Below are 20,911 nucleotides of genomic sequence, written 5' to 3'. Positions count from 1 at the left end.
GTCAGTTGCCGGTGGCCGCGAGCCACTCGCTGTAGAACAGTGCCACGCCCAGCCCGCAGGCCATCGCGGTGAGCAGCCAGAACCGGATGATCACCGTGGTTTCAGCCCAGCCGGCCAGCTCGAAGTGGTGGTGGAACGGCGCCATCCGGAACACCCGGCGCCCGGTGCTGCGAAATGCCAGGATCTGCACCACAACCGAGGTGATCTCGGCGACGAACAGCGCCCCCAACACCACCGCCAGGAACTCGGTGCGACTGCATACCGACAGTCCGGCGATCACCCCGCCGAGGGCCAGCGAGCCGGTGTCGCCCATGAAGATCTTCGCCGGTGCGGCGTTCCACCACAGGAACCCGATGCAGGCGCCCGCCGTCGCGGCCGCGATCAGCGCCAGATCCAGCGGGTCGCGCACGTTGTAGCAGCCCAGGCCGGGGGCGGTCGCGCAGGCGTTGCGGTACTGCCAGAAGGTGATCAGCACGTAGGCCGCGGTGACCATCGCCATGGCGCCACCGGCCAACCCGTCCAGGCCGTCGGTGAAGTTGACCGCGTTGGACCAGGCGCTGACCAGCACCACGCAGAACAGCACGAACAGCGCCGGCGCCAGGGTGACGGTGGCGATCTCGCGCACGTAAGACAGCTGCGCGCTGCCCGGGGTCAGGCCGGCGTCGTTGCGGAAGCCCAGCACCAGCACGCCGAACAGGACCGCCGCGGTGATCTGCCCGACCGTCTTGGCGGTCTTGTTCAGCCCGAGGTTGCGCGACCGGCGGATCTTGATCAGGTCGTCGACGAAGCCGACGCCGCCCAAGGCGGTGGCCAGCGCGAGCACCAGCAGCCCCGACGCCGACGGTCCCTCGCCGCCGAAGGCCAGACCGGCCAGGTGGGTGCCGATGTAGCCGGCCCACACCCCGGCCAGGATGGCCACCCCGCCCATCGACGGGGTGCCGCGCTTGGTGTGGTGGCTGGGTGGGCCGTCTTCACGGATCTCGTGCCCGAAGCCCTGCCGGGTGAACAGCCGGATCAGCACCGGGGTCAGCAGGATCGACACCGTTACCGCGATGGCGACGGCGATCAGGATCTGGATCATCGGCGCTCCCCGGCCGCCAGCGCCGCGGCCAACCGTCCCAGGCCCGCGGCGTTGGACGCCTTGACCAGGACCACGTCTCCGGGCTGCAGTTCGGCCTGCAGCAGGGCCAGGGCGTCATCGGCGTCGTCGACCATGGTGGACTCGGATCCCCAGGACCCCTCCATGACCGCGCCGTGATGCATCGCGCTCATCGCCCTCCCTTTTCCGACGACAACCAGACGAGACACATCTAAGCGCACCGCCAGCCGGCCGATGCGGTCATGTTCGGTGATCGCGTCCTCGCCGAGTTCGCCCATCTCCCCCAGCACCGCCCAGCTGCGCCGCGTGCTGCCGGTGTGCCGGGCGATGGCGGCCAGCGCCTGCAGGCCGGCGCGCATCGAGTCGGGGTTGGCGTTGTAGGCGTCGTCGATCACCGTGACCCCGTCGGCACGGGTGCTGACATGCATGCGGTGCGCCGACACCGGGCCGGCGTTGGCCAGCGCGGTGGCCAGCTGCTGGGCGGTGGCACCGCATTCCAGGGCGACGGCCGCCGCGCACAGTGCGTTGCTGACCTGGTGGTCGCCGTGCACAGCCAGGGTTACGTCGATGGCGGCGGCGTCGGTGTGCAGCGTGAAGCGGGGCCGGGCCAGGTCGTCGAGGTCGACCGGGCCGGCCCACACGTCGGCCGGCCCGGCGCGGCTGACCCGCACCACCCGCGCCGCGGTCTGATCCGCCATCGCCGCCACCGCCGAATCGTCGGCGTTGAGCACCACCACCCCGGATGACGGGACAGCCTGCGGCAGTTCGGCTTTGGTCTGTGCGATCACCTCGCGGGAGCCGAATTCACCCAGGTGCGCGGTGCCGACGTTGAGCACCACGGCGATCGCGGGCGGAGCGATCGCGGCCAGCGCGGCGATGTTGCCCGGGTGCCGCGCCGACATCTCCAGGATCAGGTAGTCGGTGTTCTCGTCGGCCCGCAGCACCGTCCAGGGATGGCCCAGTTCGTTGTTGAACGATCCCGGCGGCGCCACCACTTGACCCAGCGGCGCCAGCACCGCCGCCAGCAGATCCTTGGTCGAGGTCTTGCCCGACGACCCGGTCACCCCGATGATGGTCAGGCCTTTGCCGGCCAGCTCGGCGGCCGCCGCGGCCGCCAGCTTCGCCAGTGCGGCCAGGACCGCCGCACCTGAGCCGTCGGCGTCGTGTTCGAGGACCCCGGCCCGGCTGTTGTGGCCGGGCGCCGGTGGCACCACGATGGCGGGCACCCCGACCGGACGGGCCGCCAGCACCGCCACCGCACCTTGGGCGATCGCCGCGCCGGCATGGTCGTGGCCGTCGGCGCGGGCCCCGGGCAGGGCCAGGAACAGCCCGCCCGCGGTGATGTTGCGGGAATCGAACTCGACGGTGCCGGTGACGTGGGTGCGCGCGGCGACGGCCGGGTCGACGTCGGCCAGGGTGCCGCCGACGATCTCGGCGATCTGGGCCAGCGTCAGGTCGATCACGCGCGGGCCTCCAGCGCGGCGGCCAGTTCCAGCCGGTCGTCGAACGCAGTGGTGTGTCCTTGGCTGGTCTGCCCGGTTTCGTGGCCCTTGCCGGCGATTAGCACCACGTCGCCGGGCCGTGCCCAGGCCACCGCGTGCGCGATGGCGGCGCGCCGGTCGCCGACCTCGACGACCTGGGCGCCGCTGCCTGCTTGGGCCGCACCGGACAGGATCGCGTGGCGGATGAGGGCGGGGTCCTCGCTGCGCGGGTTGTCGTCGGTGACGACGACCAGGTCGGCCAACTCGGCGGCGATCTGCCCCATCGGTTCGCGCTTGCCGGGGTCGCGGTCGCCGCCGGCGCCGAACACCACCGCCAGCCGGGCATCGTCGCGGTTTGACCGCAGGGTCTGCAGCACCGCCTGCAGCGCGCCGGGCTTGTGGGCGTAGTCGACGAGCGCCAGGAAGTCCTGGCCGCGGTCGACGGGCTCCAGGCGCCCGGGGACCCGCGCCTGACGCAATCCGGTGGACGCCTGCTCTGGCGAGACTCCGATGGTATCCAGAATCGCCAGTGCGACAAGGGTATTGGCGATGTTGTAGCGGCCGGGCAGTCCGATGCCGATTCGGTGGTGCACCCCGGCGGTGTCCATCACGGTGAATTCCTGGCCGCCGCCCGGCGTGCTCTGGATGTCCTCGGCACGCCAGCGCGCCGAGGCGTTGTCGATCCCGACGGTGATCGCGTCACCGAACCGGGCCGCCATCGCGCGGCCGGCGTCGTCGTCGACGCAAATCACCGCGGTGCCCGCGCGCAACGGCGAGTCGGGGTCGAACAGTCGCGCCTTGGCTTCGAAGTAGTCGGCCATGCTCGGATGGAAGTCCAGGTGGTCGCGGGACAGGTTGGTGAAGCCGCCGACCGCGAAGTCGACGCCGTCCACCCGGCCCAGCGACAGCGCATGGCTGGACACCTCCATCACCACGGTGTCGGCGCCGCGTTCGGCCATCACCGCGAGCAGGGATTGCAGGGCGGGGGCCTCCGGGGTGGTCAGCGCGCTGGGCAGCTCGGTGCCGTCGATGCGGACGCCGACGGTGCCGATCAGTCCCGCCGTGCGCCCGGCGGACCGCAGCCCGGCCTCGATGAGGTAGGTGGTGGTGGTCTTGCCGGAGGTTCCGGTGATGCCGATGACCTGGAGCCGTTGCGACGGGTTGCCGTAGACGGTGGCGGCCAGTTCGCCGAGCACCTGGCGGGGGGTGGGATGCACCAGCACCGGCACGCCGTGGTCGGTACCGATTTCGGCGACCCCGGCGGCGTCGGTCAGCACCGCCACCGCGCCGCGCTGCACCGCCTGGCCGGTGTAGCGCACCCCGTGCGTCGTCGCGCCCGGCAGCGCGGCGAACAGGTCGCCGGGCGCGCAGTCCTGTGCCCGCAGCGTCAGGCCGGTGATGCGGGTGTGGGCGATGGCGCTGCCTTCGGTGGGTACCGCGCTGATCTGGGCGGCCAGCGTGAGCAGGGGCAGCCCGTCGCCCACGGACGGACGCAGCGCCGTCGACACCGCACACCACCTCCGTCCGCCCGCGCAGTCGCGCCCTTCTCGGCCTAGCCACCCTATTCCAACCGTGCGGTGCGCCGAGCAAGGCGCGAACCGGAAAAGAGAAAGGCTGCATACACCCAGAGGTGTACGGTGGTGTCATGTCGCGGACGAACATCGACATCGACGACGAGCTGATCGCCGCCGCGCAACGCATCTACCGGTTGACGTCGAAACGCAGCGCCGTGGACCTGGCATTGCGCCGGCTGGTAGGCGACGCCCTCAGCGTCGAAGAAGCGCTGGCGCTGCAAGGGAGCGGCTTCGACTACACCAACGAACAGCTCGAAGCGTTCTCGGCTCCTGAATGATGATCGTCGACACGTCGGTGTGGATCGAGTACTTGACGACCACCGAGTCGACCGCAAGCCGTTGGGTCGCCGATCGCATTGCCGATCAAACGTCGCTGACCATCCCCGAGGTGGTTCTGATGGAGTTGCTGATCGGGACCACCGACGAGAAAGCCGCGTCGGTTCGACGGCGGTTCCTGCAGCGATTCGATATCGAACCGCTCGCGCCCGTGCGCGATGCCGAGGACGCCGCGGCGATTCACCGGCGTTGTCGGCGCGGCGGCGACACCATCCGCAGCTTGATCGATTGCCAAGTCGCCGCGATGGGACTGCGTTTGGGGCTCCTGGTGGCGCATCGCGACCGCGACTTCGAAGTCATCCGCAGGCATTGCGCGTTGCGAACGCTGCCGCTGTTCTGAGCGGCAGCGATGGCCGCCAGCGGACTGAAATATCCTGTCGATCCGAAGCCGCAGTTCGGCCACCTGCCAGGGCAGGAATTCTGGCGGCTCCGCGACCAAGCGATTTCCGAAGGCTGGTCACGACAGCCACCGGCATCGCGCTGATGAATGTCTTTGGGTATTCGCGAACCCCCGATCCCCTGGCCATCTAACCGCCGAGCAGCAACAACCGCTGAAACACCGAATTGACTCCGCTGATGCTTGATGAATCTGGCTACGCTCTCACGGCAAGGAGCCGCCGGGCATGGACACTGATGACCACTTCAACCCCAGCGAACTTGCCGACCTATTTGCCAAGGTAGTGGGCGAAGCACGGGAAGGTGCCGGACTGATCACGGTCAAGGTCGACGCCGCGGGCCGCGTCGCCGAGGTCTGGCTGGACCCCAAGGTGACGCAAATCTCCGCGGAACGGCTGGGAGAAGTGATTACCACCCTATGCGCCAGCGCGTTCGACAACCGCGTAGACCAACTCGCTGACGTCATCGATCAATACGAGCGCACACACGATCTGGGACCGGATGTGCTCGACTTCCTGCGGACCTCGGTGGCAAGTCTGCGCAAAACACAAGCAGTACCGGAGGAAACGCCGCACGAGGAACCGCCGTTTGCCGACGACGAATCGTATACCCCGCCTAGTCTTCGGGCCGAAAGGTAACCCCTACATCATCTCCAGCGTCAGCGGTCGACCCGGATCGGCGGACAGCGGCACACCTTCGCGCTGCAGCAGCCAGGACGCGATGTTGTGGAACAGCGGGGCGACCGAGGAGCCCGGTGATCCGTCGGCCGCGCGGTGCGGGTTGTCCATCATCAGCCCGATCACGTAGCGGGGGTTGTCGGCCGGGGCGATGCCGGCGAACGTGGTCCAGTAGACGTCGTCGTAGTAGCAGCCGCAGGCCGGGTTGATCTGCTGTGCGGTGCCGGTCTTTCCGGCGATTTGGTAGCCGTCGACGGCGGCCTTGGGCCCGGTGCCCTGCTGGACTCCGGTCGGGTCGTGTTGCACGACGGCGCGCAGCATGTCGCGCACGGTCTGCGCGGTCTGCGCCGACACCACCCGAACCCCTTCCGGGCGTGGCTCTTCGGTGCGGGAACCGTCCGGGGAGATGGTCGCTTTCATGATCCGGGGCGCAACGCGCACTCCGTCATTGGCGATCGCCTGGTACATGCCGGCCATCTGCAGCAGCGTCATCGAAAGACCCTGCCCGATCGGCAGGTTGGAGAAGCTGCTGCCCGACCACTGGTCGATGGGGGGCACCAGGCCGGCGCTCTCGCCGGGCAGACCGACATTGGTGCGCTGACCCAGCCCGAACTTCTCCATCATGTCGTAGAAGCGTCCCGGGCCGACCCGCTGCGCCAGCATGAGTGTGCCGACGTTGGAAGACTTTCCGAACACCCCGGTGGTGGTGTAGGCGGTCACCCCGTGTTCCCAGGCGTCGTGCACGGTCACGCCGCCCATGTCGATCGCACCCGGCACCTGCAGCACCTCGTCGGGGTTGGTCAACCCGAATTCGATGGCCGAGGCGGCGGTGACGACCTTGTTCACCGATCCGGGCTCGAACGGCGAGGTGACCGACGGATTGCCCATCTGCCTGTCGCCCTGGCGTCCGAGGTCCTGGGCGGGGTCGAAGGTGTTGTCGCCGGCCATGGCCAGCACTTCGCCGGTCTTGGCGTCGAGCACCACCGCGGCCACGGTGTGGGCACCGGAGGCGTTCTTGGCCTGCTGGACCTGTTGCTGGACGTTGAACTGGATGTCGTTGTCGAGGGTCAGCTGCACGGTGGAGCCGTCGACGGCCTTGTGCCGGTTGCGGTAGCTGCCGGGGATCACCACGCCGTCGGATCCCCGGTCGTAGGTGACCGAGCCGTCGGTTCCGGCCAGCAACGCGTCCAGCGAGTCCTCCAGACCCAGCAGGCCGTGGCCGTCCCAGTCGATGCCGCCGACGATGTTGGCGGCCAGCGAGCCGCCCGGGTATTGACGCAGATCCTGGCGCTCACTGCCGACTTCGGGGAACTTCGTGGTGATCGCCTCGGCGATGGCGGGGTCGACGGCGCGGGCCAGATAGGCGAAGCTGTCGTTGCTCTGCAGCTTTTTCTCCACGGTCGCGGCATCGGGCTTGTTGTTCAGCCGGGTGGCGATCTCGGTGGCGATCTCGTGCAGCCGCCGCTGCGGGTCGGGGGCGCTGGCGTTGAGCTGCCTGGCCTCGGTCAGCTGCTCGCGAACCTTGACCGGTTGCACGGTCAGCGCGCGGGCCTCGACGGTGAAGGCCAGCTTGTCGTTGTTGCGGTCGACGATGCTGCCGCGCATCGCCTGTTGGATATCGGTGACCTTGAGCTGCCCGGCCGCCTCGGCGCGCAACCCGGCCGCCTTGGGCACCTGCAGATAGAACAGCTGCGCGGCGGCAGCGGCGAGGGCCAAGAAGATGACCGCGTTGCCGGCCCGGTGCCGAAAGGTGAACGATTCGCCGCGCGGCTCGACGTCGACGGCCTGCCGGGTGCGGCGCACCCGCGCCGAGTGGCCGGGGGCATGCGAATCCGTAATCGCTTTACCGGATTTGGTTGGCTTGGCGGCCTTCTTTCCCTTGCCTGCCCGCAGCGGCCCCGCCGCGGCCGATCGACCGACGCGGGAGCCGCCGAGGCGGCTCACCTGGCAGTCCCCGGTGCGGCGGCGACGGGAGGCGGACCCGCCATCAGGGGTGTGCCAGGCGGCGCCGGCTGCGGGGCGAGTACCGGTTGCGGTTGCGGCGCGGTCAGCTGCGGTGGCGGTCCCGGCAGCAGGCCGACCCCGGGCACCGGCTCCGGTGCGGCCGGCAGCGGTGCGGGCAAGCCGGCCTCCGGTACCGGTGGGCCCACGGCAGCGGGAGACCCGTCGCCGGGCAGGTGCTCAGCGCCCACCGTCGTCGCCCCGTTGGGGGCGCGCAGCAACACGTCCGGCGCACCGGGCACCACACCAGGTAGCCCCGGGGCTCCGAGACTGGGCGTCACCCGGACCGGCACTTCCACCGGATCGGCGGTCGGCGCGGCGGCAGGCGCCGGCGCTTCCTCCGGAAGCTTGTTGTTCAGCGGCGGAAGTACGTTCCCTTCAGCGGGTTTCGGGCTTCCGACCACCACCCAGTTGCCGGCCGGGTCCTGGACGAGATGGGCCGCGTCCCGGGACGGGATCATGCCCAGGCCGCGGGCCGCCTCGGCCAACGCCGGAGCGGCCTCGGCCTCGAGTACCTCGCGCTCGAGTGATTCCTTCTGCTGCAGCAATACCCGGTTGCGTTCCCGGGCGCTGCTGAGCTGATAGGAACGCTCGGCCGAGTCGGTCGACAGCCACAGCGTGACACCGAGACCCACGCCGAGCGCGCCGATCACCAACACGACGAACGGGACCTTGGACATCAGGGTCCGCGGCCGCAGGTCGATGGCCGCCAGCCGGTTGATCAGGCGTTCGCGCAGCGGCAGGCGAACAACCTTGGGCGCCTTGGCTTTGCGGGCCTTGGCACGCGCCTTGGCCTGCCGCGTGCTCTTGGCCGGCGCCGGACGGCCGATCGCCGCGGTCTGTGGGCCGGTCCGCGGCGCGCGCGCTTCCCGGACGGGTGCGGCGGGCTTGCCGGCGCGGGCCCGGGTGCGGCCCGGCTGCGGCGCGTCCGCAGGACGGCGCACGCTGTTGCGAGCGGCACCATCGGCGCGGCGTCGACGTTCCCCGCCGCGACGCGCCGGCGCCTCACGCTTACTGCTCATCGGCTTCCCCCTTTGACTCCCCGGTGTTCAATGCGCTGCAGGGCCCGGAGCCGAACCGGGGCACTACGCGGGTTGTTCTCGATCTCGGCGGCGTCAGCACGCTCGGCGCCATGCGTCAGCGACGTGAATTGCGGTTCATGGCCGGGTAGTTCGACCGGCAGCCCCGGTGGCGTCGTCGACGCGGTCGCCTCGGCGAACATGTTCTTGACGATCCGGTCCTCCAGCGACTGGTAGGCCATCACCACAATGCGGGCACCCACCCTCAACGCGTCCAACGCGGCGGGCAGGGCGTCGCTCAGCGAGTCCAGCTCGCTGTTGACCGCGACCCGCAATGCCTGGAACGTCCGCTTGGCGGGATGTCCGCCGGTGCGCCGCGCCGGCGCCGGAATCGCTTCGTAGAGCAGGGCGACCAGTTCACCGGTCGTGGTGAACGGAGACTGTGCCCTGCGGCGCACGATCTGCGCGGCGATCCGCGACGCGAAACGCTCTTCACCGAAGCGGCGCAGGATGTCGGTCAGCGCCTTCTGGTCGTAGGTGTTGACGATCTCCGCGGCGGTCAGCGGCGATTCGGGATCCATCCGCATGTCCAGCGGCGCGTCCTGGGCGTAGGAGAATCCCCGCTCGACGCGGTCCAGCTGCATCGACGAGACGCCGAGGTCGAACAGTACGCCGTCGACGGATGCTGTTGTCGGGTAACCGGATTCAGTCAGGGCCTGCGAAATGCCGTCATAACGGGTCCGGACCAGGCTGATCCGATCGGCGAACGGCGCCAGCCGGCCGGCGGCAATGGCGAGTGCGGTCGGGTCCCGATCCAGACCGACCAGCCGGAGGCCGGGCAGTTCGGTGAGGAATCGCTCGGCGTGCCCGCCGGCGCCCAGGGTGGCATCGACCAGGATTGCTCCGGTCCCGTCGGGGTGGTGCCGGGTCAGCGCCGGAGACAGCAGCTCGACGCAGCGGTCGGCAAGTACCGGTAGATGGCCGTAATCGCCCACCGCACCTCCCTGTATCGGGCGGCAGTACCGGCTCCGCCGCGCTTGCGATCGACCGGAACTTCCACGGTCGACCCGCTGCACCCGGCTCCGCCGCCCTTGCGATCGACCGCACCTTCCACGGTCGACCCGCTGCACCCGGCTCCGCCGCCCTTGCGATCGACCGCACCCTCCACGGTCGACCCGCTGCACCCGGCTCCGCCGCCCTTGCGATCGACCGCATGCCTCGAGGTCCCTGTCCGATGTCGCGAACCTGGCGTCGGGGAAGTACGTCAGGGTCGGTTCGGGCAGAGGCCACGAGGCACGGGCATACGCCTCAGATGATGTCGCTGAGTGCTTCATCGCTGGCCGCGGAGAAGTTCTCTTCGTGGGTTTGCTGGTAGTCCTGCCAGGCCTGCGCGTCCCAGATCTCGAGGTAGTCCACGGACCCGATGACGACGCATTCCTTGGACAGGTTTGCGTAGCGGCGGTGGTCGGCCGACAAGGTGATTCGGCCCTGGGCGTCGGGGTGCTGCTCGTCGGTGGCCGCAGCAAGGTTGCGCAGGAACGCCCGCGCATCGGGGTTGCTGCGCGACGCGCTCGCGGCCCGCCGAGCCAGCTGCTCGAACTCGGCCCGCGGGTACACGGCCAGGCTGTGGTCTTGGCTCTTGGTGACCATCAACCCTCCTGCCAGTGCGTCGCGGAACTTGGCCGGCAGCGTCAGCCGCCCCTTGTCGTCGAGCTTGGGCGTGTAGGTGCCGAGAAACATCCCCGCACCTCCTGCTTCACCCGACATCCGCCACGATACCCCACACTCCCCCACTTCGCGCCATTCCAGCGGGTAACAGTTGGGTGTTTTCCCCACCCGCACCACAAATCGAGGGAACACACGCCACACCCGCCGCTGCGACGGCGCGAAAAAGCCAGTTCAAAGCCCGTATCGCGGCGCATTTGAATCGGTGGGGCGCGGTGGGGAAACCAGCTGCCATTCCGCGTCGGGACACCGTCAGGGCGACACGACGGTGTTGAGATCGCGTCCCGACTCGTGAGTCACAGCAACGGCAGCGATCTCAACACCGGCCGGGGGGGAACCGACCGGCGACGCACGCCCACACACGAAAACGGGGCAGCCCAGCAGGCTGCCCCGGGAAAACTCAGCGACTACTGGTCGAAGCGGCGGCGGAACCGGTCTTCCATCCGGCTGGCGAACGAACTGTTGGAGCCCTTGGCGCGACGCTGACGGTCACCGTGCGACGCCGACGAGCCCGACGGCGCGTGCCCGCCGGGAATCCGCGGGCCGGTCACGGCGAACACCGCGCCGCCGAACATCACGATGAATCCCACCACGCTCAACACCAGGAACGCGTGATTGACCGTCGCGTAGAACGGCACCCCCGCCACCAGCATCGCCAAACCGGCCACGAACAGGCCCGCACCCTGAATCCGGCGCCGAGTGCTCGGTGCGCGCAGGCCACCGCCACGAACGCTGGACGCGAACTTGGGGTCCTCGGCATAGAGAGCGCTCTCGATCTGATCGAGCATCCGCTGCTCATGATCGGAGAGTGGCATTCGTCCCTCCTTGCCGACGGCCCGTCACAGTGACTCCGGATAGCACCTACATGCCCGCACCGCGAGCAACTAACACTGATGATACGAGGTCAATCTGGGTCGTACCACCGGGTTCGACCCAGATTGTAGCCAACCGGTGTGATCGCCCGGGCCGATCGCGGTTCGGCCGCGGCCGGCCACACCGGATAATGACCAACGGCAGCATCGCACCCCAGCACCGGGAGGGCATTCGAGTTGGCGACGTTCCTCATCGATTTGGCGCCGCAGGACATGGCAGACCGCCTGCCCGACGCGCTGAGGGTCTACGTCGAGGCGATGGGGTACCCGCGCGGAACCGAGAACCAGCGCGCGGCGATGTGGATGGAACACATGCACCGAACCGGCTGGCAAGCGGTGGCCGCCGTGGAAGCCGTGGCATCCGACAGCTGGCCGGCACAAGCCCAGCTCAGCGATGCACCGCTGCTGGGCGTGGCCTACGGCTATTGCGGCGCCCCAGAACAATGGTGGCAGCAGCAGGTGATGCAGGGTTTGCGGCGCACCGGCCGGCCCGACACCGAGATCACCCGGTTGATGACCAGCTACTTCGAGCTGACCGAGTTGCACATCACGCCGGCCGCCCAGGGCCGCGGCCTGGGTGAGGCGTTGGCGCGGCGGCTGCTCTCGCGCCGGGCCGAAGCCAACGTGCTGCTGTCCACGCCGGAGATCCACGGCGAGACCAACCGCGCCTGGCGGCTGTACCGGCGGCTGGGCTTCACCGACATCATCCGCGGCTACTACTTCGCCGGCGACCCGCGTCCATTCGCCATCCTGGGCCGGGCACTGCCGCTGTAGCCTCGCTCACGTCTGGCACGATGACCAGGTGCGCACCACAACTCGCCACCGTCTCGTCGCGGTCGCGCTACTGCTGCCGCTGATGCTGCTGACCGTCGGATGTGTGCGGGTCAAGACGTCGCTCACCGTCTCCGCCGACGACACGGTGTCCGGACAAGTGGTTGCGGCGGCCAAACCGCGCAACGACCACGACAGCGGGCCACAGCTGAGCCCCGACGTGCCGTTCAGCCAGAAGGTCGCGATCTCCAAATACAACCGGGACGGCTTCGTCGGCTCGCAGGCGGTGTTCTCCGACCTGACCTTCGCCGAACTGCCGCAGCTGGCGAACATGAACCCCGAATCCGCCGGCGTGGACCTGTCGCTGCGCCGGTCCGGCAACGTGGTGATCCTGGACGGCCGGGTCGATCTGACCTCGCTGAACGATCCGGAGGCCGACGTCGAGTTGAGCATCACCTTCCCCGGTGAGGTGACCTCCACCAACGGCGATCGCATCGCCAGCGACTCGGTGCAGTGGAAACTGCAGCCCGGGGTCGTCAGCACCATGACCGCGCAGGCCCGCTACACCGATCCGAGCACCCGTTCGTTCACCAACGCCGCCTTCCGGCTGGGTGTGGGATCGCTCGCGGTGGCCGGCCTGATCGCGCTACTGGCCTGGCAGGGGCGCGACCGCTCCCCCCGCCTGACCGACGACGACGAGTCGCAGACTCACGCCGGGGCCGGCGACCAGTAATCCAGCATCGCCGCGAACGTCTCGAACGCCGGAGCGCTGACCCCGTAGGTCGCCTCGAGGTGGATGCTCAGCGGGAATCCGAGTTCGCCGACACCGTCGATGACGCGCTTGTACAGATCGAGCATCAGCCCCCGCCGCTGCGCGGGTTCGGTGCCCGCCAACGTCTTGACGAACGCCTGTTCCTCGGCCACCGCCGCGTTGCCCGGGTCCTGGATCAGCCAGTTGATGAATCCCACCCGGTTCTCCAGCTGCGGCACGAAACCGAACGACAGCAGAATCTCCGGCCGGTGATCGGTGTTCTTCGCGAAGTCGGACAAAAAGCCCACGATGGCATCGGAATACAGCAGCTGGGTCTGCGCGAAAGTCGCGCCGCGGCTGCACTTGAACCCGAAGCGTCCCGCTTCCTCGGCGCGGGTGGGGATCACGATCACGCCGCGGTTGGTCACCAGCTGGTCATAGATGGCCAGGGCATCGGTGGGTGCGACGCCGGAACCCTCACCGTCGGCCATGGTGCGCGGCACCCCGACGAACACCACACCGTCGATCCCGGCGGCCAGCAGCTCGCTGAGCCGGCCGTGCAGCGCGGCCTCATCGGAGAATGCGGTGACCTGGCTGCACAGTCCCTTCATGCCGGGCAGCTCCGGTGCGACGATCGACCAGAAATCCAGCACGTCCAGCTTCGGTTTCCACTCGATCGGGCGGTCGGCTTCCTCTTCGATCATGCCGGGCATCATGATGTGCCGGATCTGGCCGCTCAGGCCGAAGTCCGCCGCGAACTTGAGCACTTTCTGCGCGTCGTCGACCGCCTGCTGACGACCGCGTTCCACGTTGGGCGGTACCAGCTCGAGCGCAATGGTGTTCAACGTCAAAGGAATGCTCCTGTGTGTGGGGGCGAATTCGGTGCGGCAATCCGCAGCCCGGGACGCTGTGGGCGTCCGACGGGCGAGCCCCGGTTACCGAACAGCATAGGCGGGCAAGCGGCGTCGGGCCCGGCCAGCACCGGCCAACCTCGCGATGGCGCCGGCAGACAGCGGCTACCCTGATGGCACCCGGTATGAGGCCCGGCTAGCAGAAAGGGGGTGCCGCGCTGAGCGTCGAGGCAGCGGCACCGTCAGCCGTGGAGTTGGCCGGTGCCATCACCGATCAGTTGCGTGAATACCTGCGCACCCGCCGTCGCGACACCGCATACATCGGTGCCGATTACGAGGCGCTGGTCGATGGCCTGGAGGAGTTCGTGCTGTCCGGCGGCAAGCGTCTGCGCCCGGCGTTCGCCTACTGGGGTTGGCGGGCGGTGGCCGACACCGACCCGGATGCCGGGATGCTGCGGCTGTTCGGGGCCCTGGAACTGCTGCATGCCTGCGCCCTGGTGCACGACGACGTGATCGACGCCTCGGCCACCCGGCGCGGCAAGCCCACCACCCATATGAAGTTCGCCGGCCTGCACCGCGGCAGCGGATGGCGCGGCTCGGCCGACCAGTTCGGGATGTCGGCGGCCATTTTGCTCGGCGATCTCGCCCTGGTCTGGGCCGACGACATCGTCGCTAGCGTCGAGATGACGCCCGAAACCCAGCGCCGGGTGCAGCGGGTGTGGGCCGATATCCGCACCGAGGTGCTCGGCGGTCAGTACCTGGACATCGTCGCCGAAGCCAGCGGCGCGGACTCGATCGCCTCGGCCATGCAGGTCAACACCTACAAGACGGCGTCCTACACGGTGTCGCGGCCACTGCAACTGGGTGCCGCTGCCGCCGCCGACCGGCCCGATGTTCAGACCATTTTCCACGAGTTGGGCACCGATCTGGGGGTGGCTTTCCAGCTCCGCGACGACGTGCTGGGCGTGTTCGGCGACCCCGCCGTGACCGGCAAGCCGTCCGGCGACGACCTGCGTTCCGGCAAACGCACGGTGCTGTGGGCCGAGGCGGTGGCTTTGGCCGACGACACCGACCCGGCGGCGGCGCAGCTGCTGCGCAGCTCGATCGGCACCGAGTTGTCCGATGCCCAGGTCGGTGAGCTGTGCGAGGTCATCACGCGGGTGGGGGCGCTGGCGGCGGTCGAAGAGCGGATCGACACGCTGACCCGGCGGGCCCAGGCCACCCTGGCTGCCGCACCGATCCTGCCGGCCGCCAAGGCGGGCCTGTCCGACCTGGCCGGCCGGGCCGCGAACCGATCCAGCTGAGCACCCTGAACGCAGATGCCCACACCGACAGCCTCGACTGCCTCCCCGGCCGCCGCCCGCACCCGACTGCAACAGTTCGCGACCAGTCCCCAGGGCCGGCCGGCGCTGGTGGGCTTCCTGGGTGCCGTACTGATCACCACCGGCGGGCTGGGGGCCGGCAGCATCCGGGTGCACGACCCGCTGCTGGAGGCCACCCATCTGTCCTGGCTGCGGTTCGGCCACGGCCTGGTGCTGTCCTCGGTGTTGTTGTGGTGCGGGGTCGCGCTGATGCTGATCGCCTGGCTGCGGCTGGGCCGCCACGTCGTTGACGGCACCGCCACCGAATACACCCTGATCGCCACCACCGGATTCTGGTTGGCGCCGCTGCTGGCCTCGGTGCCGGTTTTCAGCCGCGACACCTATTCCTATCTGGCGCAGGGCGCGCTGCTGCGCGACGGGCTGGATCCCTACCTGGTGGGCCCGGTGGAAAACCCGAATCCGCTGCTCGACGATGTCAGCCCGATCTGGACCTCGACGACCGCCCCGTACGGCCCGGCGTTCATCCTGGTGGCCAAGTTCATCACCATGGTGGTCGGCGATCACGTCGTCGCCGGCACCATGCTGCTGCGGCTGTGCATGCTGCCGGGGCTGGCGCTGCTGATCTGGGCGGCACCGCGGGTGGCCCGCCACGTCGGCGGAAACGGGCCGGCCGCGCTGTGGATCTGCGCCCTCAACCCGCTGGTGATCATCCACCTGATGGGTGGGGTGCACAACGAGATGCTGATGGTGGGACTGATGGCCGCCGGCATCGCGCTGACCCTGCAGCGCCACCACGTCGCCGGCATCACGGTGGTGGCGCTGGCGGCGGCGGTCAAGGTCACCGCCGGGATCGCCATGCCGTTTCTGGTGTGGGTGTGGATGCGCCACCTGCGCGATCAGCGCGGCTATCGCACGCTGCCGGCGTTCGCGGCCGCCGCCGCGGCGTCGGCGCTGATTCTGGTCGCGGTGTTCGCGGCGTTTTCCGCCCTCGCCGGGGTCAGCATGGGATGGTTGACCGCCCTGCTGGCCGGCAACGTGAAGATCATCAACGCGTTGACGGTGCCGACCGCGACCGCGAACTTGATCCACGCCGTCGGCGGCTGGTTCGTGCCGGTCAACTTCTACGCCGTCCTGCACGTCACCCGCATCATCGGCGTCGTGATCATCGCCGTATCGTTGCCGCTGCTGTGGTGGCGGTTCCGCCGCGATGATCGATCCGCGGTGGTCGGCATCACCCTGGCGATGCTGATCGTGGTGCTGTTCGTGCCCGCCGCGCTGCCCTGGTACTACACCTGGCCGCTGGCGGTGGCGGCCGCGGTGGCGCAGTCCCGGGTGGCGCTGGCGACGATCGCCGCGTTGTCCACCTACGTCATGGTGATCTTCCGGCCCGACGGGGCACACGGCATGTACTCGTGGGTGCACGTCGGTATCGCCGCAACGGCGGCGGCCTTCGCCTGGTCCACCCTGTACCGGGCGCCGGAACCCGCGGCGGATTCGCCTAGTACGCCATAGCCTGCGCCCGGCGGATCACCTCACGCGCCTGGTGGGCGTGCAGCGCGTCGACAGGGCGGGCATTGTCGATCGGGTCGCGGGCCCCGTCCCGGGTGATGGTCAGCGACGGGTCGGGGGTGAACAGCCAGCGCAGGATCTCGGTGTCGTGGTAGCCGCCGTCGCGCAGCACCACCAGCAGGCCCGGCAGCAGTTTGACCAGGTCCCCGCTGTCGGTGAAGAAGGCCCGCGGCACCACCACGACCCGGTTGCGGCGCACCGCGACCAGATGCCCGTCGCGCAACTGCTGCTGCACCTTGGTGACCGGTACACCCAGCAACTCGGCCACTTCGGGCAGGTCGTAGGTCGGCTCGTCGGGGCTCAACACGTCGTCGCCGGCCGGAATGCTGCTCACCGGGCCAGTGTAGAACCTGGCGGGGACGTTCAGCGCCGCGCGAGCCCGGCACCCCTACGATGTCTGGGTGATGGGGCATCCGCACGTGCTGCTGGAGGGCCGGTACCGGGTTGACGCCAAGATCGCGACCGGCGGCATGTCGACGGTGTACCGCGGACTGGACGTGCGACTGGATCGCCCGGTCGCGCTGAAGGTGATGGACGGCCGCTATGCCGGGGATACCCAGTTCCTGAGCCGGTTTCAGCTCGAGGCGCGGGCGGTCGCGCGGCTGAAGGACCCCGGGCTGGTCGCGGTGTACGACCAGGGCACCGACGGCGGCCGCCCGTTTCTGGTGATGGAACTCGTCGAGGGCGGCACACTGCGCGAGCTGCTCAACGAACGCGGCCCGATGCCACCGCACGCAGCGGCGGCGGTGCTGCGCCCGGTGCTCGGCGCGCTGGCGGTGGCGCATCGCGCCGGCCTGGTGCACCGCGACATCAAACCGGAGAACATTCTGATCTCCGACGACGGTGAGGTGAAAATCGTCGACTTCGGTTTGGTCCGCGCCGTCGCCGAGGCCGGAATCACCTCCGCCAGCGTCATCCTCGGCACAGCCGCCTACCTATCCCCCGAACAGGTCCGCGACGGCAACGCCGGACCGCACAGCGACGTCTACGCGGTCGGCATCCTGTGTTACGAACTGCTGACCGGACACACGCCGTTCTCCGGTGACTCCACTCTGGCGGTGGCCTACCAGCGACTGGACCATGATGTGCCGCCGCCGGGCGCCGTGATCGACGGTGTTCCAACACAATTCGACGCCCTGGTCGCCCACGCCACCGCCCGTGACCCCTCCAGCCGGTTCCCCGACGCGGGCCAGATGGGTGCCGCACTGGACGCTGTCGCCGACGAGTTGGACCTGCCGCCGTTCCGGGTGCCCACACCGCGACGCTCGGCCCAACACGAGTCGGCCACCCGCACCCGCCAATTCACCCGCGCCGATCCGGGGTTCAGCGCGGCCGAGCCCACTCCGGCTCCGCCGAGCAACCCAGGGGACGAACACCGGGGCGTGGCAGGTCAATTCGCCGGTATCGAGATCGGTGCGTTCATCGCGGCACGAGAGCAAGCCCGGCGGATGGTGCTGATCTGGCTCGTCATCGTGCTGACCTGTACCGGGCTGGTCACCGCCGCGGCCTGGTCACTCGGCAGTCACCTGCTTGATCTGTGGTAGCGCGAGTGTCGGGTTAATGCACGCGATTTCGACGGAAGCGTGACATAACCCGACGCTCGGCGAAAGTTAATCCCGCAGCATCTCCGCGACCAGGAACGCCAACTCCAGCGACTGCTGGGTGTTCAACCGCGGGTCGCAGGTGGTTTCGTAGCGCCCGGCCAGGTCGGCGTCCGAGATCTCCTGGGCGCCACCGACACACTCGGTGACGTCCTCGCCGGTGATCTCGACGTGGATGCCGCCCGGGTGGGTGCCCAGCGCCCGGTGCACCTCGAAGAAGCCCTGCACCTCGTCGACGATCCGGTCGAAATGGCGGGTCTTGTATCCGGTGGACGCCTCGTGGGTGTTGCCGTGCATCGGGTCGCACTGCCAGATCACCTGATGCCCGGTGGCCTGCACCTTTTCGATGATCCCCGGCAGCAGGTCACGCACCTTGTTGTTGCCCATCCGGCTCACCAGGGTCAGCCGGCCCGGCTGGTGGTGCGGGTCGAGGCGCTCGACGTATTCGACCGCCTGCTCCGGCGTGGTGCTCGGCCCGATCTTGACGCCGATCGGGTTGGCGATCACCTCGGCCAACGCGATGTGCGCACCGTCGAGCTGGCGGGTGCGTTCCCCGATCCACAGGTAGTGCGCCGAGAGGTCGTAGAGCTCCGGAGTGCCCTCCTCGCCGTAGTCGGCGCTGGACAGCCGCAGCATGGCCCGTTCGTAGTCGAGCACCAGCGCCTCATGGCTGGCGTAGATCTCGGCGGTCTGCAGTTCGCGGTCGGCGACGCCGCAGGCGGTCATGAACTTCAGGCCGCGGTCGATCTCCCCGGCCAGCGCCTCGTAGCGGGCGCCCGCCGGCGAGGTGCGCACGAATTCGCGGTTCCAGTCGTGCACCAGGTGCAGCGACGCCAGACCCGACGACGTCAACGCGCGCACCAGGTTCATCGCGGCGCTGGCGTTGGCGTAGGCGCGCACCAGCCGCGACGGGTCGTGTTCGCGGATCTCGGCCTGGGCCGGGAAGCCGTTGACCATGTCACCGCGGTAGGACTTCAGGCCCAGCGCATCGATGTCGGCCGAGCGCGGCTTGGCGTACTGGCCGGCGATGCGGGCCACCTTGACCACCGGCAGGCTGGCCCCGTAGGTCAGCACCACCGCCATCTGCAGCAGGGTGCGGATGTTGGCTTTGATGTGGGGTTCGGTGTTGTCGACGAACGTCTCGGCGCAGTCGCCGCCCTGCAGCAGGAACGCCTCACCGCGCGCGACCTGGGCCAGCTGCCCCTGCAGCCGGACGATCTCCGACGGCACGGTGATCGGCGGCACACTTTCCAGCACCGTGCGCATCGCTGCGGCCTGCTCGACCGGCCAACTCGGCTGCTGGGCGGCCGGTTTGGCCAGCGCGGCATCCAGCCGGGCCCGCAGGTCGCCCGGCAGCGGCGGCGGCGCGGGCAGCTGGTCGATCGGGAGGTCAACGGTCCAGTTCACGCGTATATGGTACCCAGCTGCGGAGCGGCGCCGATCAGGGCTGATCGTCGCCGGATGTGATGATCCGGAACCGCCGCAGCTGGTCGCGGGCGTCGACCAGCGCGTCATGGGTGCCGGCCGACCGCGGCGGCAGCATCGGGCTGCCCCGGTCCTCCCACAGCTGACGCAACTCCCGGGTGAACCGCGGTATCGCCGACGGCAATGCCGGCATCGCCCCCCACAGCTGGCACAGCACCACATGGTCGTAGGCGGCCACCCAGGCCCACAGCTCGATCGGCTCATCACCGCCGACCCCCAGGAACGCCTCCAGGTCCGCCCGGATCTGACTGCGTGAGCGCCACAGCGGCGACGCCGGGGACGGCAGCTTGGGCAGCACGTGGGTCCGCACCCAGCGTCCGGCCCGGCCCGGGTCGAACTCGGTGGACACGCCGTAATACTCGCGGCCGTCCTCGGCGACCACGCCGATCGAGATCAACTCGATGGTGCGACCGTCCTCGATGAACTCGGTGTCGTAGAAGTACCTCAACGCGGCGTGCCCTGCGGTGTGATCCGCATGATCGGGATCGGCCCGGTCGGCGGCGGCGCGGCGTGCACCTCCCGGTCCAGCTGCGCGTCGACGGCCCGATCGTCGGGCAGGTGCGGTGAGCCGGCGATGGCATCCTGCAGCCACAGCTTGGCCTGCACGACGGGCCGGCGCAGCGTGCGTTCCCGCTGCAGCGCGCGGTGCATCCGTTCGGGATGGTTGGTGTAGCGGAACCGGGCCCACGGCGCGTGCGGGCGCGACGAGCGGATCGCGCCGATCACCAGCAGCGGGAAGAAGAACATGCCGAGCAGACCGGTCCACACCTTGCCCTTGAGCACCACCACCACCGCCAACGGCAGCGTCGAGAACACCCCGGCGATGGCGGCGTCGCGGATCAGCACCGAGTGGGTGTCATGCCAGATGGCCAGCAGGAACGTCAACGGGTGAAAGCCCAGCACCAACAGCCCGGTCACGGCGGTCGCGGCGAAAACGGCGTCCACCGAGGACCGGCCGTCCTCCTCCCAGTAGACGTCGGCCAGATGCAGGATCAGCGCGTACTCGTCGAGCACCAGCGCGGCGCCGATACCGAACACGGTGGCCGCCACGACGAACTGGAAGTCGCGCCCGTGGTTGGACAGCGCCACCAAGGTCACCCCGGAGACCATCACCAGGATGATGCCGAACACCACGTGGTGGATGTGTTTGGTCCCGACGTGGACGTTGCGCGGCTGCCACCATTTGGGCTCCGCGCCCCGAGCGTTCTGCCGACGGACGAAGCGCACGGTGGTCCGCGTGATCAAAAAGGTGAGCATGAACGCCAGCAGGCAGCACAGCAGCGGCAACCGACCGCGGTGGATGATGTCGTCCCGGAACCACTCGAGCACCTAAGAAACGTACCCGCCGGTGGCGCGCCACGTCCGGATGACAGTCGGCACG

At 69.3% G+C, this 20,911-nt stretch carries 22 protein-coding genes; 9 read left to right on the top strand and 13 right to left on the bottom strand.

The window, feature by feature from the left end; all coding sequences use genetic code 11:
- Position 1 precedes the first annotated feature (1 nt).
- The 3 genes from mraY to AC5Y36_RS04885 are packed head-to-tail and all read right to left on the bottom strand — an operon-like array spanning position 2 to position 4,088.
- Positions 2-1,081 (bottom strand): phospho-N-acetylmuramoyl-pentapeptide-transferase, encoded by a 1,080-nt coding sequence (gene mraY / locus AC5Y36_RS04895; RefSeq protein WP_500039724.1) that lies wholly within the window; start codon positions 1,079-1,081, stop codon positions 2-4.
- The gene (locus AC5Y36_RS04890) at positions 1,078-2,562 is read right to left on the bottom strand and encodes a UDP-N-acetylmuramoyl-tripeptide--D-alanyl-D-alanine ligase (RefSeq protein ID WP_500039723.1); all 1,485 of its coding nucleotides are present in this window, start codon (positions 2,560-2,562) and stop codon (positions 1,078-1,080) included. The genes mraY and AC5Y36_RS04890 overlap by 4 nt, the downstream gene beginning before the upstream one ends.
- Positions 2,559-4,088: a UDP-N-acetylmuramoyl-L-alanyl-D-glutamate--2,6-diaminopimelate ligase gene (locus AC5Y36_RS04885; RefSeq protein WP_500039722.1), complete on the bottom strand. Its 1,530-nt coding sequence runs from the start codon at positions 4,086-4,088 to the stop codon at positions 2,559-2,561. The genes AC5Y36_RS04890 and AC5Y36_RS04885 overlap by 4 nt, the downstream gene beginning before the upstream one ends.
- Before the next feature lie 137 nt (positions 4,089-4,225).
- Here AC5Y36_RS04885 and AC5Y36_RS04880 point away from each other — a divergent pair, with 137 nt between their 5' ends.
- From AC5Y36_RS04880 to AC5Y36_RS04865, 4 genes are all read left to right on the top strand, one after another.
- Complete coding sequence (locus AC5Y36_RS04880) at positions 4,226-4,432, top strand: type II toxin-antitoxin system VapB family antitoxin (RefSeq protein ID WP_500039721.1); 207 nt, start codon at positions 4,226-4,228, stop codon at positions 4,430-4,432.
- Positions 4,432-4,830, top strand: coding sequence for a type II toxin-antitoxin system VapC family toxin (vapC, locus tag AC5Y36_RS04875; protein ID WP_500039752.1), 399 nt, complete (start codon positions 4,432-4,434; stop codon positions 4,828-4,830). The genes AC5Y36_RS04880 and vapC overlap by 1 nt, the downstream gene beginning before the upstream one ends.
- Positions 4,831-4,839: 9 nt before the next feature.
- A complete protein-coding gene (locus AC5Y36_RS04870) occupies positions 4,840-4,974 on the top strand; it encodes a GH-E family nuclease (protein WP_500039720.1) in 135 nt (44 codons plus the stop codon).
- A 139-nt stretch (positions 4,975-5,113) separates the two neighbouring features.
- A complete protein-coding gene (locus AC5Y36_RS04865; RefSeq protein ID WP_500039719.1) occupies positions 5,114-5,524 on the top strand; it encodes a YbaB/EbfC family nucleoid-associated protein in 411 nt (136 codons plus the stop codon).
- A 3-nt stretch (positions 5,525-5,527) separates the two neighbouring features.
- On the opposite strand, the gene AC5Y36_RS04860 is transcribed toward AC5Y36_RS04865, so the two are convergent.
- From AC5Y36_RS04860 to AC5Y36_RS04840, 5 genes are all read right to left on the bottom strand, one after another.
- Positions 5,528-7,456 (bottom strand): peptidoglycan D,D-transpeptidase FtsI family protein, encoded by a 1,929-nt coding sequence (locus AC5Y36_RS04860; protein ID WP_500039751.1) that lies wholly within the window; start codon positions 7,454-7,456, stop codon positions 5,528-5,530.
- 47 nt (positions 7,457-7,503) lie between these two features.
- Complete coding sequence (ftsL, locus tag AC5Y36_RS04855; protein ID WP_500039718.1) at positions 7,504-8,586, bottom strand: cell division protein FtsL; 1,083 nt, start codon at positions 8,584-8,586, stop codon at positions 7,504-7,506.
- Complete coding sequence (gene rsmH, locus AC5Y36_RS04850; RefSeq protein WP_500039717.1) at positions 8,583-9,578, bottom strand: 16S rRNA (cytosine(1402)-N(4))-methyltransferase RsmH; 996 nt, start codon at positions 9,576-9,578, stop codon at positions 8,583-8,585. The genes ftsL and rsmH overlap by 4 nt, the downstream gene beginning before the upstream one ends.
- Before the next feature lie 313 nt (positions 9,579-9,891).
- Complete coding sequence (gene mraZ, locus AC5Y36_RS04845) at positions 9,892-10,323, bottom strand: division/cell wall cluster transcriptional repressor MraZ (RefSeq protein ID WP_500039716.1); 432 nt, start codon at positions 10,321-10,323, stop codon at positions 9,892-9,894.
- A 392-nt stretch (positions 10,324-10,715) separates the two neighbouring features.
- Positions 10,716-11,123 carry an SCO2097 family morphological protein gene (locus AC5Y36_RS04840; RefSeq protein ID WP_500039715.1) on the bottom strand — a complete coding sequence of 136 codons (408 nt, stop codon included), beginning with the start codon at positions 11,121-11,123 and terminating at the stop codon, positions 10,716-10,718.
- 234 nt (positions 11,124-11,357) lie between these two features.
- On the opposite strand from AC5Y36_RS04840, the gene AC5Y36_RS04835 reads away from it, so the two are divergent.
- Together AC5Y36_RS04835 and AC5Y36_RS04830 are read left to right on the top strand one after the other, a co-directional pair.
- Positions 11,358-11,954 (top strand): GNAT family N-acetyltransferase, encoded by a 597-nt coding sequence (locus AC5Y36_RS04835; RefSeq protein WP_500039714.1) that lies wholly within the window; start codon positions 11,358-11,360, stop codon positions 11,952-11,954.
- A 28-nt stretch (positions 11,955-11,982) separates the two neighbouring features.
- Entirely contained in the window at positions 11,983-12,684 is a 702-nt protein-coding gene (locus AC5Y36_RS04830; RefSeq protein WP_500039713.1) for a DUF3153 domain-containing protein, read from the top strand.
- Here the strand turns inward: AC5Y36_RS04830 and AC5Y36_RS04825 are convergent.
- On the bottom strand, positions 12,660-13,553 hold the full coding sequence (locus AC5Y36_RS04825; protein ID WP_500039712.1) for a mycobacterial-type methylenetetrahydrofolate reductase: 894 nt from the start codon (positions 13,551-13,553) through the stop codon (positions 12,660-12,662). The two genes, AC5Y36_RS04830 and AC5Y36_RS04825, sit on opposite strands and share 25 nt — an antisense overlap.
- Before the next feature lie 254 nt (positions 13,554-13,807).
- Between AC5Y36_RS04825 and idsA2 the strand changes: the two genes are divergently transcribed.
- On the top strand, positions 13,808-14,857 hold the full coding sequence (gene idsA2, locus AC5Y36_RS04820; RefSeq protein WP_500039750.1) for a bifunctional (2E,6E)-farnesyl/geranyl diphosphate synthase: 1,050 nt from the start codon (positions 13,808-13,810) through the stop codon (positions 14,855-14,857).
- A 15-nt stretch (positions 14,858-14,872) separates the two neighbouring features.
- Positions 14,873-16,387 carry an alpha-(1->6)-mannopyranosyltransferase A gene (locus AC5Y36_RS04815; protein WP_500039711.1) on the top strand — a complete coding sequence of 505 codons (1,515 nt, stop codon included), beginning with the start codon at positions 14,873-14,875 and terminating at the stop codon, positions 16,385-16,387.
- On the opposite strand, the gene AC5Y36_RS04810 is transcribed toward AC5Y36_RS04815, so the two are convergent.
- Positions 16,374-16,778, bottom strand: coding sequence for an Rv2175c family DNA-binding protein (locus tag AC5Y36_RS04810; protein WP_500039710.1), 405 nt, complete (start codon positions 16,776-16,778; stop codon positions 16,374-16,376). The genes AC5Y36_RS04815 and AC5Y36_RS04810 overlap by 14 nt on opposite strands.
- Positions 16,779-16,848: 70 nt before the next feature.
- Here AC5Y36_RS04810 and AC5Y36_RS04805 point away from each other — a divergent pair, with 70 nt between their 5' ends.
- Positions 16,849-17,988 (top strand): protein kinase domain-containing protein, encoded by a 1,140-nt coding sequence (locus tag AC5Y36_RS04805; RefSeq protein ID WP_500039749.1) that lies wholly within the window; start codon positions 16,849-16,851, stop codon positions 17,986-17,988.
- Positions 17,989-18,054: 66 nt separating this feature from the next.
- Here AC5Y36_RS04805 and AC5Y36_RS04800 read toward each other — a convergent pair whose 3' ends face one another.
- Genes AC5Y36_RS04800 through AC5Y36_RS04790 form a run of 3 tightly spaced genes read right to left on the bottom strand, consistent with a single transcriptional unit; the run spans position 18,055 to position 20,859 of the window.
- The gene (locus AC5Y36_RS04800; RefSeq protein WP_500039709.1) at positions 18,055-19,452 is read right to left on the bottom strand and encodes a class II 3-deoxy-7-phosphoheptulonate synthase; all 1,398 of its coding nucleotides are present in this window, start codon (positions 19,450-19,452) and stop codon (positions 18,055-18,057) included.
- Between the two features lie 34 nt (positions 19,453-19,486).
- Positions 19,487-19,978 carry a polyadenylate-specific 3'-exoribonuclease AS gene (locus AC5Y36_RS04795; RefSeq protein WP_500039708.1) on the bottom strand — a complete coding sequence of 164 codons (492 nt, stop codon included), beginning with the start codon at positions 19,976-19,978 and terminating at the stop codon, positions 19,487-19,489.
- Positions 19,975-20,859, bottom strand: coding sequence for a hypothetical protein (locus AC5Y36_RS04790; protein ID WP_500039707.1), 885 nt, complete (start codon positions 20,857-20,859; stop codon positions 19,975-19,977). Before AC5Y36_RS04790 ends, AC5Y36_RS04795 begins: the two co-directional genes overlap by 4 nt.
- Between the last annotated feature and the right edge of the window lie 52 nt (positions 20,860-20,911).

This window comes from Mycobacterium sp. NGS50 (assembly GCF_059812545.1).
Note: the sequence above shows the minus strand (reverse complement) of the source record. Positions and strands in the feature narration are given on the sequence as shown.

Coding starts and splice junctions, on each gene's coding strand:
- AC5Y36_RS04880 (WP_500039721.1), top strand. CDS start 4,226: ATGTCGCGGACGAACATCGACATCGACGACGAGCTGATCGCCGCCGCG.
- ftsL (WP_500039718.1), bottom strand. CDS start 8,586: ATGAGCAGTAAGCGTGAGGCGCCGGCGCGTCGCGGCGGGGAACGTCGA.
- mraY (WP_500039724.1), bottom strand. CDS start 1,081: ATGATCCAGATCCTGATCGCCGTCGCCATCGCGGTAACGGTGTCGATC.
- vapC (WP_500039752.1), top strand. CDS start 4,432: ATGATCGTCGACACGTCGGTGTGGATCGAGTACTTGACGACCACCGAG.
- mraZ (WP_500039716.1), bottom strand. CDS start 10,323: ATGTTTCTCGGCACCTACACGCCCAAGCTCGACGACAAGGGGCGGCTG.
- AC5Y36_RS04805 (WP_500039749.1), top strand. CDS start 16,849: ATGGGGCATCCGCACGTGCTGCTGGAGGGCCGGTACCGGGTTGACGCC.
- AC5Y36_RS04865 (WP_500039719.1), top strand. CDS start 5,114: ATGGACACTGATGACCACTTCAACCCCAGCGAACTTGCCGACCTATTT.
- AC5Y36_RS04815 (WP_500039711.1), top strand. CDS start 14,873: ATGCCCACACCGACAGCCTCGACTGCCTCCCCGGCCGCCGCCCGCACC.
- AC5Y36_RS04840 (WP_500039715.1), bottom strand. CDS start 11,123: ATGCCACTCTCCGATCATGAGCAGCGGATGCTCGATCAGATCGAGAGC.
- AC5Y36_RS04870 (WP_500039720.1), top strand. CDS start 4,840: ATGGCCGCCAGCGGACTGAAATATCCTGTCGATCCGAAGCCGCAGTTC.